The sequence below is a fragment of the Micromonospora sp. NPDC005205 genome, from assembly GCF_040608275.1.
Classification (GTDB): domain Bacteria; phylum Actinomycetota; class Actinomycetes; order Mycobacteriales; family Micromonosporaceae; genus Micromonospora.
Genome location: NZ_JBEXHV010000014.1, coordinates 120797 through 137706 on the forward strand (window position 1 = coordinate 120797; position 16910 = coordinate 137706).

15 protein-coding genes are annotated in these 16910 nt (G+C 69.9%); 4 read left to right on the forward strand and 11 right to left on the reverse strand.

Annotated features, from left to right (window positions below; translation table 11 throughout):
* Nucleotides 1-1314 carry a glutamyl-tRNA reductase gene (locus tag ABZU43_RS24090; RefSeq protein WP_355008739.1) on the forward strand — a complete coding sequence of 438 codons (1314 nt, stop codon included), beginning with the start codon at nt 1-3 and terminating at the stop codon, nt 1312-1314.
* A 32-nt stretch (nt 1315-1346) separates the two neighbouring features.
* Here the strand turns inward: ABZU43_RS24090 and ABZU43_RS24095 are convergent, their stop codons facing one another.
* Nucleotides 1347-1889, reverse strand: a complete 543-nt coding sequence (locus ABZU43_RS24095) for an SRPBCC family protein (protein ID WP_355008740.1) — start codon at nt 1887-1889, stop codon at nt 1347-1349.
* Nucleotides 1890-2140: 251 nt separating this feature from the next.
* On the opposite strand from ABZU43_RS24095, the gene ABZU43_RS24100 reads away from it, so the two are divergent.
* Nucleotides 2141-3685 (forward strand): NAD(P)-binding domain-containing protein, encoded by a 1545-nt coding sequence (locus ABZU43_RS24100; RefSeq protein ID WP_355008741.1) that lies wholly within the window; start codon nt 2141-2143, stop codon nt 3683-3685.
* Here the strand turns inward: ABZU43_RS24100 and ABZU43_RS24105 are convergent.
* The 10 genes from ABZU43_RS24105 to ABZU43_RS24150 form a co-directional block, all read right to left on the reverse strand.
* Nucleotides 3669-4268 carry a nitroreductase family protein gene (locus ABZU43_RS24105; RefSeq protein WP_355008772.1) on the reverse strand — a complete coding sequence of 200 codons (600 nt, stop codon included), beginning with the start codon at nt 4266-4268 and terminating at the stop codon, nt 3669-3671. The genes ABZU43_RS24100 and ABZU43_RS24105 overlap by 17 nt on opposite strands.
* 162 nt (nt 4269-4430) lie before the next feature.
* The gene (locus ABZU43_RS24110; protein ID WP_355008742.1) at nt 4431-5582 is read right to left on the reverse strand and encodes a glutamate--cysteine ligase; all 1152 of its coding nucleotides are present in this window, start codon (nt 5580-5582) and stop codon (nt 4431-4433) included.
* Nucleotides 5583-5655: 73 nt separating this feature from the next.
* Nucleotides 5656-6798: a M20/M25/M40 family metallo-hydrolase gene (locus tag ABZU43_RS24115; protein WP_355008743.1), complete on the reverse strand. Its 1143-nt coding sequence runs from the start codon at nt 6796-6798 to the stop codon at nt 5656-5658.
* A gap of 91 nt (nt 6799-6889) precedes the next feature.
* On the reverse strand, nt 6890-7456 hold the full coding sequence (locus ABZU43_RS24120) for a carboxymuconolactone decarboxylase family protein (protein WP_355008744.1): 567 nt from the start codon (nt 7454-7456) through the stop codon (nt 6890-6892).
* A gap of 238 nt (nt 7457-7694) precedes the next feature.
* Nucleotides 7695-8759, reverse strand: a complete 1065-nt coding sequence (locus tag ABZU43_RS24125) for a PHB depolymerase family esterase (RefSeq protein ID WP_355008745.1) — start codon at nt 8757-8759, stop codon at nt 7695-7697.
* Nucleotides 8760-9131: 372 nt separating this feature from the next.
* The gene (locus tag ABZU43_RS24130) at nt 9132-10043 is read right to left on the reverse strand and encodes a hypothetical protein (protein WP_355008746.1); all 912 of its coding nucleotides are present in this window, start codon (nt 10041-10043) and stop codon (nt 9132-9134) included.
* A 305-nt stretch (nt 10044-10348) separates the two neighbouring features.
* A complete protein-coding gene (locus tag ABZU43_RS24135) occupies nt 10349-11263 on the reverse strand; it encodes an AEC family transporter (protein ID WP_355008747.1) in 915 nt (304 codons plus the stop codon).
* A 97-nt stretch (nt 11264-11360) separates the two neighbouring features.
* Nucleotides 11361-12317 carry a hypothetical protein gene (locus ABZU43_RS24140; RefSeq protein WP_355008748.1) on the reverse strand — a complete coding sequence of 319 codons (957 nt, stop codon included), beginning with the start codon at nt 12315-12317 and terminating at the stop codon, nt 11361-11363.
* A complete protein-coding gene (locus ABZU43_RS24145; RefSeq protein ID WP_355008749.1) occupies nt 12314-12670 on the reverse strand; it encodes a PadR family transcriptional regulator in 357 nt (118 codons plus the stop codon). The genes ABZU43_RS24140 and ABZU43_RS24145 overlap by 4 nt, the downstream gene beginning before the upstream one ends.
* 33 nt (nt 12671-12703) lie before the next feature.
* Nucleotides 12704-13504 (reverse strand): helix-turn-helix transcriptional regulator, encoded by an 801-nt coding sequence (locus ABZU43_RS24150; RefSeq protein WP_355008750.1) that lies wholly within the window; start codon nt 13502-13504, stop codon nt 12704-12706.
* A 104-nt stretch (nt 13505-13608) separates the two neighbouring features.
* On the opposite strand from ABZU43_RS24150, the gene ABZU43_RS24155 reads away from it, so the two are divergent.
* Nucleotides 13609-14076 (forward strand): VOC family protein, encoded by a 468-nt coding sequence (locus tag ABZU43_RS24155; RefSeq protein ID WP_355008751.1) that lies wholly within the window; start codon nt 13609-13611, stop codon nt 14074-14076.
* Between the two features lie 93 nt (nt 14077-14169).
* The gene (locus ABZU43_RS24160) at nt 14170-16866 is read left to right on the forward strand and encodes an AAA family ATPase (RefSeq protein ID WP_355008752.1); all 2697 of its coding nucleotides are present in this window, start codon (nt 14170-14172) and stop codon (nt 16864-16866) included.
* Nucleotides 16867-16910 lie beyond the last annotated feature (44 nt).

Consider the following 16910-nt stretch of genomic DNA (forward strand, 5'->3'; position numbering starts at 1 on the left):
ATGAACCTGCTCGTCGTCGGCGCCTCGTACCGGAGCACTCCGGTCGACGTACTGGAACGGCTCGCGGTCGGATCCGCCGAGCTGCCAGGGCTGCTGCGCACGCTGCTCGACCGGCCGGCGGTCGAGGAGGCGGTGGTGCTGTCCACCTGCAACCGGGTGGAGGTGTGGGCGGCGGTCAGCGGCTTCCACGCCGGGCTGCGCGAGATCGGCGCGACGCTCGCGACGCACGCCGACGCGTCGACCGACGTGCTGGCCCGCCACCTGTACGCCCATTACGACGACGCCGCCGTGGCGCACACCTTCACCGTCACCGCCGGCCTGGACTCGATGGTGGTCGGCGAGGCGCAGATCCTCGGGCAGGTGCGGGCCGCGTACCGGGCCGCGGTCTCGTACGGGAGTGCCGGCCGGCTGACCCACGAGCTAATCCAGCACGCGCTGCGGGTCGGCCGACGGGTCCGGGCCGAGACCGACATCGGGCGCTGCGGCGCCAGCACGGTGACCGCCGCCCTCGACGTGCCGGCGGGACACCTGCCCGGTGGCCTCGCCGGCCGACCAGCCCTGGTGGTCGGTGCCGGGGCGATGGGCGGGATCGCCGTCGCCGCGCTGTCCCGCGCCGGCGCCGGACCGATCGCGGTCGTCGGCCGCGGTGCCGAGGGCATCCGCCGGCTCGTCTCGGCGTACGGCGTGCGGCCCGTGCCCGCGGCGGACCTGGTGCCGGCTCTCGCCGCCGCCGACGTCGTGGTGACCGCGACGACCGCACCGGACCCGGTGCTCACCGCTGAGCTGGTCGCGCCGGCGCTACGTCGCCGGCTGACCCGCGGCCCGGACGTGCCGCTGTTCGTACTGGACCTGGCGATGCCCCGGGACGTGCACCCGGCGGTCGCCCGGCTCGACGGCGTGGTGGTCGTCGACATCGGCGGACTCGGCGCGGTGGCGCGCGACGGTGTCGAGCGCCGGGACCGGGATGCGGCCGAACGGATCGTGGCCACCGAGCGCGACGCGCTGGCCGACCGGCTCCGCGGGGCGGACGCCGGGCTGACCGTGGCCGCGCTGCGCCGCCGGGCCGACCGGACGGTCAGCGCGGAGCTGCACCGGCTGGCCCAGCGCCGACCTGACCTCAGCGAGGCGCAGCGGGCCGAGGTGGCCCGCACCGTCAACCGGGTGGTCCAACAACTGCTGCATCCCCCCTCGGTACGGGTCCGTCAGCTCGCCGGTGAGCCGAACGGCGAGCGTTACACAGCGGCACTGCGTCAGCTGTTCGACCTGGAGGTGCCGCACAGCACCCCGGTCGCCGACGTGCCCCGGGTGGCCTGACCGTCGTCAGCGACCGTCGTCAGCGACCGTCGTCAGCGACCGTCGTCGGCGGGCGTCTCGGCGAGGGCCTTGATGCCCTCCAGGGTGGTGAGCATGGCCTCCCGTAGGGCGGCCGTGCGGCGTTCGATGATGACCTCCTCCTGCTCCGGTGCGCGGTCGATGATGAGGCTCAGACCGGTGCGGCCCGGCCCGATGCGGACCGAGTGGGTCAGTCGACATCCACCCGCCTCCTCGACGAGCCGGAACTGCCAGGCCGAACCCGGACGCTCCGGGTCGGCCGGGCCGCCGCCGAACCGGCCGGCCTCGTCGACCACCACCCAACCGAACACCCGCGGCGCGTCGAGGCGCACCACGTGCGAGACGGTCTGCCACTCACCCAGCAGGGGGTGGTGGTTCTCGCCTTCGAACCGGGCACCCAGCGTCGGCCCTTCGCAGTCGTCCAGCCACCGCACGCGCCGTAACTCCGGGCTGAACCGCGCGGGCAGTTCGATGTCCGTCACCAGGTCCCACACCCGGGCGGGGTCGGCCGCCACATGCAGGTCACACTCGATTGTCGGGCCGTCGGCGTACCGCACGTCACCGCTCCTCTGATCGTTTCGGACTCGTGCCGGTCCACTACAGCGCATGACATGATCGGAATTCAAGTGCGCAAATTCGTGGTGGCGTCGAGCGGGTGGGTGGCCTCGTCGCTATTGCCTAGACAGGCAATGCGCGGGTTGCGGTGTTATGGGTTGTTGGCCCGCTGGTCTGGAGGCGGCGGCATTGACACACGCCGACATTCATTCCAAGGTCGATGGATTCGTCTCTCCGTCGAAGGGGCCGCAGGATGGTCAGCAGCGAGCACAGGTACGTCATCGTCGGGGCGGGTCCCGCCGGCGTTCAACTGAGCTACTACCTACAGCAGCACGGTGCCGACTACCTGACACTCGAAAGCGGCGACGCGCCGGGCGGGTTCTTCCAGCGGTTCCCACGCCATCGCAGGCTGATCTCGCTGAACAAGGTGCACACCGACAGCACCGATCCGGAGATTCGCCTGCGCTGGGACTGGAATTCGCTGCTCAACGACGACCCGGACCTGATGTTTCCGAAATTCAGCGAGGAATACCTGCCGCCGGCCGATGATCTGGTGCGCTACCTCGCCGAGTTCCAACGTGTGCACAAGCTCAACATCCGGTACGGCACGACGGTCGAGCAGATCACGCGTACGGGCGACGGCTTCACGGTGCGCACCGACCAGGGTGAGGTGCGCGCGCGCTGCCTGGTCGTCGCGACCGGCTGGGGCCAGCCGTTCGTCCCGGCCATCCCGGGCATCGAGCACGCCATCGGGTACGAGGACATGGTCATCGACCCCTCGGCGTACGACGATCAGCGGGTCCTGATCATCGGAAAGGGCAACTCCGCGTTCGAGACCGCGTCGGCCATCCTCGGCCACGCGTCGATGGTGCACCTCGCCAGCCGGCAACCCCTGCGACTGGCGTGGAACACCAAACACCCCGGGGACGTCCGTGGTCAGTACGGCGCGATCCTCGACAGCTACCAGTTCAAGACGCTGCACGCGGTGCTCGACTGCACGATCGACGAGATCCGGCCGGTCGACGGGCGGTTCCAGGTGTCGATCACGTACACCCACGCCCAGGGGGAGACCGCCGTCCTCGACTACCACACGGTGCTGAGGTGCACCGGCTTCCGGATGAACACCGCGATGTTCGACGAGACGTCCCGACCCGACATGGTGCGGGACGGCCGCATGCCCGGGCTGCGCCCCGACTGGCAGTCGAGCAACGTCGACGATCTGTACTTCGCCGGCACCATCGCCCAGGCCCGGGACGTCAAGCACGCGTCGTCACCCTTCATCGACGGCTTCCGGTACAACCTCCGTACGTTCACCCGGATCCTCCGTGAGCGCTACGACGACGTCCCGTTGTCGTACGCGACGACGCCGGCCGACGCCGCGTCGCTGACCAAGCTGATGCTCGACCGCGTCAACTGGTCCTCGGCGCTGTGGACCCAGTTCGAATACCTCTGTGACGTCTTCGTCCGCGACGACGCCAGCGGCGACTTCCACCACTACGAGGACCTGCCGGAGGACTACGCCGTGGAGCGCTTCGGGGCTGCCACGCAGTGGTACACGCTCGCGCTCCGGTGGGGCCGCGACGACTACGGCGACGTCTTCGCCATCGAGCGGCATCCGACCCCCGACCGGGCCAGGGAGAGCGCCTTCATCCACCCGGTGATCCGGCGGTACCGCGGTACCGAACTGCTCGCCGAGCAGCACCTGCTGGAGGATCTGCTGGCCGAGTGGCGGCGGACGGACCGGCACGTCGAGCCCCTGGTCGACTTCCTGACCAGGGACCTCACCAGCGGATCATGACCTCGTCGAGGGGTTTGCGGGTCAGGTCGGGTACGTGGGCGTCCGGCGTGGGATACCCGACGGGCATCACCACGTACGGGCGCTCCTCGGGCGGACGCTCACACACCTCGTTGAGAAATCGCATCGGGCTGGGCGTGTGGGTCAGTGTGACCAGGCCGGCATGGTGCAGCGCGGTGATCAGCAGGCCGACCGCCATGCCGACGGACTCCTTGACGTAGTACGGCTTCGGGGTGTTCGGCCCCTGGTGCACCTCGAACACGACGATGACGGCCGGTGCGGTCTCCAGGAACGGTTTCCGCCAGTCGGTGCCGAGCCCGGCGATCGCACCGAGCCACTCCTGCGAGGCGCGGCGGTCGTAGAACGCGCGTTCCTCGGCCTCGGCCGCCTCGCGTAGCCGGCGCTTGCGGACCGGGTCGGTCAGCACGACGAACCGCCACGGCTGCACATTGGCCCCACTGGGTGCGGTCGACGCGGCCCGGATCGCCGCCTCCACCACCCCGTCGGGCACGGGGTCGCTGGCGAAGTCGCGCACGGAACGGCGCCGCGCCATGCGGTCGGCGAACGCCTCCGCCTCCCGCACCATGTCCGCGGGGGATCGACGCTCGAACTGGATGGGGACCTTGGAAAGCAGGTCTGTGTCGTGCACCTGGAACCTCCCCTGATCCGGCGTGCCGGTTTCTGCGGGAGGGTCACCTGCCGCCGGCATCCGGTTCGTTCAGCATTTCGGAGGCCTGACGGCATGTCGTTACGCAGGTGTGCTGTCTTCGCGGGTCGGCACGTCGGGCGCGGTCCGGGTGGCGATGTCGTCGACCACGTCGGTCAGGCGTCCACGGAGCGCCGCGGCGGCCCGCTGGCGGGTCGCCCCGTCGCCGTCCACGGCGAGCCACCTCAGCCATGCCTCCACCCGGTGGCGGTCACCCGCCTCGTCCAGCGCCGGTCGGGCGAGCGCGACCAGCCGTTCGGCGAGGGCCGTAGCGGGCAGCAGCCGGCCCGTGGCGGCGTCGACGCCGTGGCCGCCCATCCCGTCGCGGGCGGCCCGCCAGTACGCCAGTCGCATCAGCTCCGGGACCAGTTCCGGCCCCTCGTCGCCCCGGTCGACGGCATCCCCGGAGACGACCACCAGAGCCCGCACCAGGGCCGCGAGCGCCGCGGATTCGACGGCGCTGACGGGTACGTCGGCCACCCGTACCTCAAGGGTGGGGTGGTTGGTGGACAGCCGGAGATCCCAGAAGATGGTGCCGTGATCGACCAGCGCGCCCGCCTCGAGCAGCATGTCCACGTGGTCGTCGTACTGCCGCGCCGAGGTCAGGAACGGCGGCGGGCCGGCCACCGGCCAGCGCCCCCACGTGACACTGCGCCAACTGGCGTACCCGGTGTCGCGTTCGGGCCAGTACGGCGAGTTGGCCGTGAGGGCGAGCAACACCGGCAGGTGCTGGCGCAGATGGTTGCCGATCAGCACCGCCCGGTCCCGGTCGGGCTGCTCCACGTGGACGTGCACGGCGCAGATCGCGAGCTCGTCGTGCAGCCCACGGTAGGTCGCGGTGCCCCGGTCCTGGCGAGGCCCTTCGGTGAGGGGCGGCGGCACGGCACGGCCCAGCACCGGCGAGCCGCTGGCGATCACCCGCAGACCCGCCGACAGGGCTGCGGCCTGGACGGCGGCGCGGCCCTCGGCGAGCTGCGCGCCGATATCCTCGACGCTGCGGCACGGGTCGGTTCGCGTCTCCACCTGAAACTTGGTGATCTCACCACCCACCCGGGTGCCGAGGGCCGGGCGCGCGCGGTCGACGACGATGGCCGCCTCCGGCACGAGCTCGCCCCGGTCGACGTCGACGACGAGGAACTCCTCCTCGACGCCGAGCAGGGGAATGGATGATCCCGCACGCTGTCCCGTAGTCATCCCGACGCCGACCTCTCGCTGCCGGTCGTGTGCCGGCGGTGAGCACGTTACGTTACGGGATCACGTCGGTGGGTCAAGATCCGAGACGCTCTGATGTGGACAGAACCTCCACGAGCCCGGCCAGGAGCGCCGTCCGTTCGGGCATCCGGTCGAGGCAGACATACTCGTCGGCGGCGTGCGCCCCGCCGCCGACCGCGCCCAGGCCGTCCAGGGTCGGTACGCCCAACGCGGCGGTGAAGTTGCCGTCGGACGCGCCGGCCGCGTACGCGCCGACGATGCCCGGGATGCCGAGCTGACGGGCGACCGACTGGGCCAACTTCAGCAGTGGTCGCGCGAGCTCTTCGGACATCGGGTAACGGTTGATCCCGCCCTGTACGGCCAGCGTCGCCTCCGGCAGGAACGGCACCAGAGCGCGGATGGCGTGATCGACGCGTTCCAGCTCGTCTCTGGTCCAGGCCCGCACGTCAACGGCCAGACTGGCGCGCTCCGGCACCGTGTTCGTCGTGGTGCCAGCGGAGAGCAGGGTCGGTGTGACGGAGGTGCCGCCGCTGTCCATCGCGCCGAGCGCACCCAACGTGAGAACCTGGTGGGCGACCTCGACTGTGGCGTTCACTCCGCGCTGCGGTTCGACGCCCGCGTGGGCGGCGCGACCCTCGACGATGACGCGGTAGACCGAACCGCCCTTCCTGGCCACCTTCACCTGCCCGTCCGGGGTGGCCGCCTCGCAGACGAGAACGGCACCCGAACGCCGTGCCTCGCGTTCGATCAGTGGCCGTGACGTGACGGACCCGGTCTCCTCGTCGCAGGTGAGCAGCACGCCGACGGACGAGGTGTCCTCGATCAGTCGCAGTGCCGTGAACATCTGCACGATCCCGGCCTTCATGTCGCAGACGCCAGGTCCGGTCGCCACGTCCCTGCGTACGGTGAAGGGCCTGGACCGGATCGTGCCGACCGGGAAGACCGTGTCGAAGTGGCCCAGGAGCAGCACGCGCTGATCGGCGGCCGGCCACAGCAGGTGCGGCAGACCGTCGATCACGACCCGGCAGGCGGGCCGGCCGAGCGCCTCCTCGCCCCAGCGGGCGAGCAGGTCGGCACAGGACTCAAGGTGGGGCAGCGAGCCCGGTGCCGACTCGAGCGCGACGAGCGCGCTCAGCCGGTCAACCATGTCTGCTCGGAGCTGCTTCGTCGCGGGGAGCAGCCGGCGTGCGAGGTTCATCGATCCCTCCAGCGTTACAGGTGCCGGGCATGGCCGGGCCTGTCCGTCGACCATCGCAGAGGGATCGGGGTGTGGTCACCCGTGTCTGTGCTCAGGCGGCTGGCGGCCCGCTGACCGCAGCCCCGTAACCAACCTCGACGATCCGACGTGCGGTCTCGGCGTAGGCGTCCCGGCCCTCGGGCGCGAACGTGCCGAGCCCGTCGACGTAGCGGTTGAACATGCAGAACGCGGCGGCGATCAGGACGGTGTCGTGGATCTCCAGGTCGGTGGCGCCCTCGGCGCGGGCGTCGTCGACGAGTTCGGTGGTGACCTCGCGACCACTGATCTGTACCGCACCGGCGATGCGCAGCAGTGCCCGCAGTTTGGCGGAGATCGGGGCGGTATCCAGGTCCGCGCGCACCTGGTCGACGAGGGAGTAACCCTCGTCGAGTTGCGCTGCGGCGAATGCGGAGTGCGACGCGCAGCAGAAGTTGCAGTCGTTACGCCCGGACACGTACGCGGCGATCAGTTCGCGCTCACCGGCGGGAAGCGAGTGAGGGGCACGCAGCAGCACCTCGGCCAGTTCGTTGAGTGGCTTCGCCGTCTCCGGCCGGTACCGCATTGGTCCGGAGATGCCGGGAAACTGCTTCTCGTCCAACCCGAGATCGATGTGCGCCATGGTCGTCAAACCCTTCGCTTGTGGGTCACGGCCCCGCCGACATCAACGTCCACAACGGACAGAGGTTTGCGCGCGGCCGTGCGGCTGATGCCGCGCAGCCACGATCCCACTCGATCCACCGCTCGGATCTCTTCATTCGTGCCCTCTTTCCGTCGAGGTCGCGTCGGCGCACCGTGACCACAGCAGGTGCGGCCGGTCGACCTGTCCACGGAACGACCGATACCCGGCGACGCGGTCCTCACGACATCGGGTTGCGCTCGGCGAACTCCCACATGATCGCGCTGGCGTCCGGGCCCGCGTGATCGGTGTACCTGCCGTCACCGTCGGGGCCCGGCCAGGCGTGCCCCATGTCCTGGACGTGGTACGCCTCGACGATCGACGAGCCGTCCGGCGCGGTGATCGTCGTCCGCGTGTACGCGTGCCGGTCGGCGGCGCCCGGCACGGACGCGGTCTTCGTGGTCGGGTCGAGGCTGTCGTTGGGCAGCCCGTCGTCGACGAGGTCGTTCACCGCGATCCAGTGGGCGACGAGTCGGGTGCCGCCCAGGGGCGGCACGACCTCGTCCTGCTCGCCCTGTATGACCAGCAGCGGCACCCGTCGGGCCCGGTCGCCCATCTGTGCCCAGCCCTGACGCGCCGTGTCCAGGGGCGGGGTGGCGTCCGGGTCGTCCGGGTCGACCTGGTTGAGCCCGTACTCGCCGCCGGCGACCGAGGTCACCGTGGCGAAGACGTCGGGGTAGGTCACGCCGAGGATGACCGCCGTCCCCGCGCCCGACGAGGCACCAGCTACGTGCACGCGCGCCGGATCCGCGTCGTACTCCTGGACCACCTCGCGGGCGACACCAGCCAACAGCGCGGGTTCGCCGGTGTGCCGTTGCTGATGCCGTGGGTCGGCGGAGTTCCAGCAGGCGATGACGTTGCGGGAGATCAGTTGCGTGGGGTAGACGACGATGAAGCCCTCCCGGTCGGCCAGGCTGTTGAGCTGCGTCGTGGACTTCATGGAGTTCCACCCGTAGCCGGTCATCGCGCAGCCGTGGATGGCCATGACGACCGGGAGCCGGGCCGTCCCGTCGTGCTGGGGCGGAAGGTGGACCTGGTAGCGCTGCGAACCGGCAGCGCCTTCGTAGACGTGGTTCCGGTCGTTCTCGCCCAGTTGCCAGGGCAGGCCGAGCTGAAGTGCGGCGACGCCGAGGCTGACGGCGGCCGCGAGGATGGCGAGGGTGCCGGAGACGATCCAGAGCCACCGCCGTCGCGAAGGACGGGTCGGCTCCAGATCGGTATCCGGCGCGGAAGGCGGGGAGGTCACTCCTGTCTCCTTTCTCGGATCTCTGCGTTGGTCATCCGATGGTGGGTGACCCTCCACGCTCACCACCCGACCTCGATTCGCCGCGATCAGGCGACCGCCGAGGGTGAGGTCCGCGAGAACGGCTCCGCCGAGGACGTAGAAGGGGCGAGAATTCGCTCTGCTGGAGCGGAACGCCCATTCGCACCTTGGAGGAACGATCACTCACAGCGCGAAAATCGCCGTGTGTGAGGTTCAGCCGGTCGACGTCGATGACGGGTGTCGTGGACATGCACCCATGACAGCAGCGTTCGCGGCCACCCGTCAGTGCAACCACGTCACGGATACCGGTGACGCTGTGTCACTGGTCGTGGCCGGCGGTCAACGGCGGGGTGCTCAGGGGGAGGCAGTGGGCGGCTGGACCGCCGATGCGGAACCGCCGCCGGGAGGGCCGCGGCGACGTATGCGGTTCGCCAGCAGCCCGGCTCCGATAAGCGCCACGATGATCGGGACAACCACCTGCGCCAGGACCGTTACGACCCGGTCGAAGGTGGACTGCCCGGCGTCGCCCTGAGCAGGCTGAACGGCCGCCTGACTTGTGGCCTGCGAGCCTGGTAGGGCTGATTCGTCAACGGCCGGGCCGCGACTGGCATCTTCACTGCTCGGCTGCGTGCTGGTCGGGACACGACGCGCGGTGAGCTGAATGGGGATGATCTCGTCTGGCACCAACGGCTCGTCGCTCTTGCCGTCCAACACGCGAATCGTCAACCACATCGTGTACGTGTCAGGCGTCGACGCCTGCGCAACCCAGACCCACAAAGCGGCGTCGCCGGGATCGGTCAACGGCTGAGGCAAATTGTCCTGGTCGCGATCATTGCGGCGAACCTGCAGGCGATCGTCGGGGGATGCCAGGTGCACCTGAACGCGGCCCCCGAGCAGGACCTTCGCAGACCGCGATTCCGATTGCTGCCCGACGCCCGACGGCCTCACCTCCGTGCTACACCACGCTTTCGTGGTGGCTTGCGGACCGCAGAGAGCAACCCTGACCATGAATGACCTGGTTACCTCGACCTCTTGGTCGGCTGTGATGAACAGATTGCCCTGAAACAGTGCTCGTCGACTGTGCTGCAGCTTGATCTGGTACTCGAACTGCTCGGACGGCCTGACGCTGGCACCAGGGGACGGCTTCGAGGATGGCTCACCAGAAGTTGGGTAGGGACCAGGGTACGGCGGCTGTTGGCTGTTATCTCCGATTAGCACGATCGCGGCGGCGACGACGCTCACGATAATCCCGGCCAAGGCGGCCACCATCTGTAGGCTCGGCCGGTGCCGTCGCTCACTGCCTGTGGATGCCACCGATTCCCTCCGGATTAGCCAGTCGGGCCAGTGTGGAGTAGGGAATTAGCTCCGCTGAGCAGGAGGTTAGCTTCCACCACAGGCGGTAGTGAGGAGGGCACGACGGCAATGGGCGCTGGTGGTTGATGAGAGTCGACAGTCGTCACATGAGTATGATGACCTAGAGACACGGTGAGGGCACGTTAGGTGTCGGGTTGTTGGTTGCTGTGGCCGTCCTTCCCAGTGGTGGATGGCTCTGGACGAGTCAGCTGACCGGCCTACCCGAGCAGGGTCGCCGCCGCGGTCAGCGTTGCCAGCGACAGCGTTGTGGTCACCACCACCGCCCGGTTGGCCACCGCCTCGCCGACGCCGTACTCCTGACCGTAGATGAACGTGTTCTGCGCCGTCGGCAGGCCGGCGCACACCACCACGGCGAGCAACTGCGGCGCGGACAGGTGCAAGGCCAGCCCGGCCGCGTACGCGATGATCGGCTGCGCGACGAGCTTCAGAGCGGTGATCACGGCCAGCTCGCCTGGCTCGGCCTGCGACAGCGCCGTGCGGTGCAGCGACGCGCCGAGCGCGACCAGGGCGGCCGGAACCGCGGCACCCGACAGCAGGGTGAGCGACGCGCCGGCCGCCGACGGTAGATGCAGGCCAGTAGCCGAGAACGCGACACCGAGCAGCGACGCCAGGATCACCGGGTTGCGTACCGGCAGGGAGGCGATACGGGCGACCCGTACCCGCCCGGCCGGGTCGCCGTGCCGGTCCAGGGCGACCAGGATCACGGGTGTCACCACCAGCACCTGCAGCAGCACCACCTCTGCCAGGAACGACACGTTGCCGAGAACCTGCGTGGCGATCGGGATGCCGAGGTTCGCCGAGTTCACGTACCCGGAGGCCATGCCCCAGATCGGCCGTTCGCCGGGCGTGCGACCGAACAGCCAACTCGCGCCGACCCACCCGAGCCCGATGACAGTGGCGGTGCTTATCCCGAAGGCGAGCAGCGGGCGGCCGGCTAACCCGGACAGCGGCATTCGGGACAGGGCGAGGAACAGGGCGGCTGGCATCGCAAGGTGGAACACGAATCGGCCGAGCACCGACGCCGCCGCATCGCCCAGCAGGCCCCAACGACAGGCCCCGTAACCGACCGCGGTGAGGATCCAGATCGGTACGAACGCCGCTACCAGGCTCATACGGACATGTGCGTCGATCGGGAAGTCACGCGTTCAGACTCGCACCCAGTCCGGACCGGGCGGATGTCCCGCACCTCAGCAACGTCGCGGAGCACTGTCACAGGGTGACTTGCCGGCGGGCGGCCATTCTGCTGACCGCGACGTTGATGGCGAAAATCCCGACCACGACCTCGAGGAGCACGTTTCGCGGGTTCCAGTCCCAACCGTAGAGCGTCCAATTGGTCGGCTGATAGGCCAGCATCGGCAGCATCAGCGCCAGAAGGACCGCGCTGGCCGCGATCGACACCCGCACATCTAGTACCGCGCCCACGAGGGCCGCCACCAGCCCGGCGGCCATGATGACCGGTAGGGTCAATCCGTCTGCCCAGCCATTGAGTGGGTTGGGCGTCATGATCGCCATGGTTGTCGTGGCGCCGATAAGCCAGGTCCATTGTCGCGTGGCCCGTGGTTGGCGAGCTCGAAGGAGCGGCACCATTGTCAACACGGCCAACAGGCATATCCACGTGGAAATTTGCATGATCAGGTAGAGGCCGGTCCGGAGCCCCAAGGCAGAGTCGTACCTTGCCCATGGCTCTACGGCGTACCTCAGGTCATTCGCTATGGAGTGCCAGATTTCCCAGCCGAAGGCGCCAATGGCCAGGGGAAGGGCGAGGCGGTAGCGAGCCCACACTGCGGCGGCCAGCGCGAGAAGCAGCAATGCGGGCGTGACCGAGCTTCGCTCATACAGAAAGCTGGCCGAATTACCCGGCAACAGCAGCCACAGGCGCCACGTGAGGGGCAGGGCCGTAAGGGCAACGCCGCACACGAGCAGGGACAGCACGGTCGATCGCAGCGCGGAGTGTCGCAAGGTGTCCCGGGAGCGGAGCTGGTCTACACCGGAGCGGACCCGCAGACCTCCCACCACGAGTGCGAGGGACTCCCGGAGCCTCGGGTGCCTCCGGTCCGTCTCGCCCGCGACCAGCAGCGTTTCCAGCATCTCGTCGGCGCGGTACTGCCGGTAGGCCCGAGGGTACGCGCGCAGCAGCCACCGGTAGCGGCGCTCCAGGCCGGTCATGCCGGCGCCGTCCGAGCCGTCGCGGCCGTCGACCGTACGGAACGGTCTCGAACGACCCGGGCCGCAGCGGCCATCCGAGCCGCCTCCTCGCGCAGTGCGGACAGCCCGCGCTCGGTCAGCTCATAGGTGCGACGGGCGCGACCGTTGACCACCGCCTCTTCCGCCACCCGCACCATCTCCTCGCCGGCGAGCCGGTCCAGCGCGGCGTACAGCGTGCCGGTCGTCAACCGCACTCGCCCGTCGGACAACTCCTGCGCGCGCTTGACGATGGCGTAGCCGTGCAACGGTTCGTCCTGCAACGCGGCGAGGATGAAGTACGTGGGTTCCCGCATAGCCGCGGAGGGCTTAGTCATGTCATCAACATAAGCAGATGGTCGACATATGCGTCAACCCAGTTGGTCCAGCTTCTCGCGAGCGCCCGTGTCGGGCCGAGGCGTGAGGACCACGAGGCGCAGGTCGGTGTTCTGAGTGGTCAGGACGTTGGCGTCGAATGGGATGGCGCCCACGTCCGGGTGCACGGCGGTCTTGTGCGCGCTCTCGTGACTGGCCACCGCGCGGAGGGCCCAGAGGTGGCGGAACCTGTCGTTACCGGCCATCCGCGAGATCAGTGCCGCCACGTCGGGGTCGTTCGGATAGCGGGCGCTGGTGGCGCGCAGATCGGCCACCAACGACTGCTCGAAGTAGGCGCGCTCGGTGTCGGTCTGCCGCACCCGGGGGTTGCGGGATTCGAACTGGACGATCAGGGCGTTGCGATCGTCGCCGCTGGCGCCCGCGGGGTCGCCGAAGACGGCCGCGAACAGCCGGTTCCAGTGCAGCAGCCGCCACGCGGCGTCGTAGACGGCCGCGGGGGTGTCGCCGAGGTGGTCGATGACGCGGTGCAGGCTGCTGGGGATCAGGTGGGGTATCCGGTCGGGGGCCGCGGCGAACCCGGCGAGGCGCATAAGGTGCGCCTCCTCGTCGTCGGAAAGTCGTAGCGCGCGGGCCAGGGAGGTGCACACCTGCGCGGATGGTGTGGCGGCCCGGCCCTGCTCGAGGCGTGCCACGTACTCGGGGGAGATGCCGGCCAGTGCTGCCAGCTCTCCGCGTCGTAGCCCGATGACGCGGCGAGGTGATGCGCTTGTGAGGCCGACCGCGGCCGGGTCCGTGCGGTCCCGCCAGGCCCGCAGCGCCGCGCCGAGGTCATTCATGAACACCATGATCCGCCATTGGTGCCAATGGCTGGGTGGTACCAGCGGTACGCGGAAGATCCGTGCCTTCCACAGTGGTGGTACCGCCGTCGAGGATGGGGATCATGAGCAAAGTGACCAGGATGCATCACATCGGAGTGCCGGTCAGCGATCTGGCGCGGTCGGTGAGGTGGTACGAGGACGTTCTCGGCATCGCGCCGACCGGCGTGACGATCTCGGCGGCGAACCCGGCGATCGGTGCCGTCGTCGAGGTCGAGAACGCGTCGATGCGGGCATCGTTCGCACTGGCCGGTGACAACGTCCTTCTGGAACTCATCCAGTACGACAGCCCGCAGCCGAGGCCCTTCACCGGGCGCAACTGCGACGTCGGGGTGATGCACCTGTGTTTCGAGGTCGACGACCTCGACGCGGCGCACCGTGCCCTGGTGGAGCGGGGCGTGCACGTCAACGCCGACCCGGTCGTGCTCCAGGATGGGGACGGCGTCGAATCGGGCCCGCTGGCCGGGACGAAGATCCTCTATCTACGAGACCCCGACGGCATCCAGTTGGAACTGTTCGAGTTGCGCTCGTAGGAGCACCGACTCCAGCCCTGGCGACGATCGGCTCGACCGGGGCTCCCGTGGATACCATCGATCGACCATTCGTCCGGCGACATGCGGAAGTTGATGGCAGCTATCAGGTCAGGATTTTTCGTCGCTCGAGAGCCTGAGTTGGGCGAGATCGCCTCGGTGACGGACCCCGCGGCGCGCGGCCGTGGCGGGGCGATGCTCGTTCTCGGTGACGCGGGGATCGGCAAGTCGACGCTCCTCGGGGTGGCCGCTTCACGGCTCGACGGATGGCAGGTGCTACGGGCCGGTGGTATCGAGTTCGAGAGCGAGCTGCCCTACTCGGCCCTGCACCAGATGTGCGCGCCCGTGCTCGACCGCCGCGCTGCGCTCCCCGCGCCGCAGCGCAGCGCGCTCGAGGCGGTGTTCGGGCTGCGCGCCGGGGTCACGCCGACCCCGATGCTGGTCGGCGTGGCAGTCCTGGGTCTGCTCAGTGCCGTAGGCCGTCGTCGACCGGTGTTCTGCGTTGTCGACGACGTGCAGTGGACCGACGCCGGCTCGCGGCAGGTGCTGGCCTTCGTCGCGGCGCGCGTGGCGGCGGAGCGGGTCGCCATGGTGTTCGCCGCCCGCGACGCCGCCGCGGTGCCGGAACTCGGTCGCCTACCCGCTCTCCCTCTCACCGGGCTCACCGACTCGGAGGCCCTCACCCTGCTGCGATATCGGGCGCCGTTCGGCCACGAGGCGGCGATCCTGCAGCGGATCCTCGCCGAAGCGGCCGGCAACCCTCTCGCCCTGGTGGAGATCGCCCGCGACGCCGGGCCGTTCGGACTACCCGGGGGCGGCGGCCACGGCGCGGTGGAGCACCGGTTCGCGAAGCGGTTCCTGCGACTGCCCGCACCCACGCGCTCGGTTCTGGCGCTGGCCGCGGCGGAGCCGACGGGCGATCTCGTTCTGCTGCGGCGCGCCATGGCGATCCAGGGGCTGGACGCCGCGAACCTGGCCGCGGCCGAGGACAGCGGCCTGTTGGTGATCGGGCCCCGGGTGCACTTCCAGCATCCGTTGGCGCGTTCCGCTGTGTACCGGTCGGCCGGTGCCGAGCCGCGACGGCAGGCGCACGCTGCGCTCGCCGCCGGTACGGACGTCGACGTCGATCCCGACCGGCGCGCCTGGCACCGGGCGAACGCGATCACCGGCCCGGACGAGGGAGCAGCGGCAGAACTGGAGCGTTCGGCCGGCCGGGCACAACGCCGGGGCGGATTCGCGGCCGTGGCCGCGTTCCTCGAGACCGGGGCCCGACTGACACCGGGCCGGTCGGAGCAGGCACGCCGCCTGATGGCCGCGGCCCGGGCACGGTTGAGTTCGGGGGCGCCTTCTGCTGCCCGGGAGCTCGTGAACGAGGCCGAGCGTCGCCAGCCAGAGTCGGCCGACCACTGCGCCGCGCGACTGCTGCGCGCGACGATCGACTATCACGTGACACGCAGCATCCCGGCGACGATCGCCCTCGTCGACGCTGCCGACGGCATGGGACCCGATGAAGTCCGCGAGACCTACCTGGAGGCCTTCGCGTCCCTCATGTTCAGCGTCGACGAACCCGGCAGGCTACGGCGGCTCGCCCTGCACATCCGGGAACGGGTGCCACATCGTCAGCCGCCACGTCCGGTCGACCTGCTGCTGCGGGCGTTGGTCGAGCAGAACCTCCGCCCGGTGGACGAGGCGATGCCCCTGATGCGTCGCACTGTCGACGCCTACCGGGAGTACGCCCGCACACCCGACGCGGATCCGTGGTGGATGGAGCGTGCCTGCGCGTTGAGCGTTGACCTCGGTGACAGCGACGCCATGGAGGAGATCGTCGACCGCCAGGTGGAACTCGCCAGGGCGCAGGGCGCCTACGCGATCCTTCCCCATGCGCTGCGCTTCCAGGCGGTCGCACGGACAATCATGGGTCGCTTCGCCGACGCGCAGGTCTGCGTCACCGAGGCGCGTGCTGTCGACGAGGCCGCAGGGACGTCCAACCTCGTCGGGTCCGACCTGATGCTCGCCGCATGGAGCGGAGACGTCGACCGGTTCCGGGAGGTTCAGGAGAAGCTGCGCGGCTGGGAAGGGGTGAACCCCACAGCGCTGCCCTACGCGAACGGCGTGCTGTGCAACGGCAGCGGCGACCACGAGGCCGCGCTGAACGCGTTGCTGCTCGTGCAGGACCAGCATCGGCGTGGCGCGTACGCGGTCACCGCATTCCACCACGAGCTGGTCGAAGCCGCAGCGTACGTGGGACGTCCCGAAGCGGCCAAGGAATCAGTGGAGTGGATCGGGGCCGTCGCACGGGTCAATCCGAACGCGTGGACGACGGGTGCGCATCTGTTGGCGTGTGCGCTGCTGGAACCGGGGCTCGGCGCGCAGGACCGCTACCGCGAGGCGATCAGCCGGTTCGCCGGGAGCAGAATGCGGGTCCACTACGCGCGAGCCCGCCTGCTCCACGGGCAGTGGCTGCGGCGGGTCGGCCGCCGCGCCGAGGCGCGGGTGGAGCTGCGTGCCGCACACGACCTGCTCTCCACCATCGGCGCGCGTGGTTTCGCCGCCCGCGCCGCCCGCGAACTGGATGCCATCGGCGAGCCGACCCTGGCCGACCACGCCGATCCGCTGGCGGGGTTGACCGCGCGGGAGCTGCTCGTCGCCCGCAAGGTCGCCTCGGGCGCGGGCACCAAGGAGGTCGCCGCGCTGCTGTTCGTCAGCCCGCGAACGATCGACGCCCACCTGCGCAACCTCTACCGCAAGCTGGGCATCACCTCACGCCGGCAGCTGCGCGAACTCCTGCGCTGACGGGTCCGGGTCGATCGGGCGGCGAACGGCCCCGCCGGCACGAG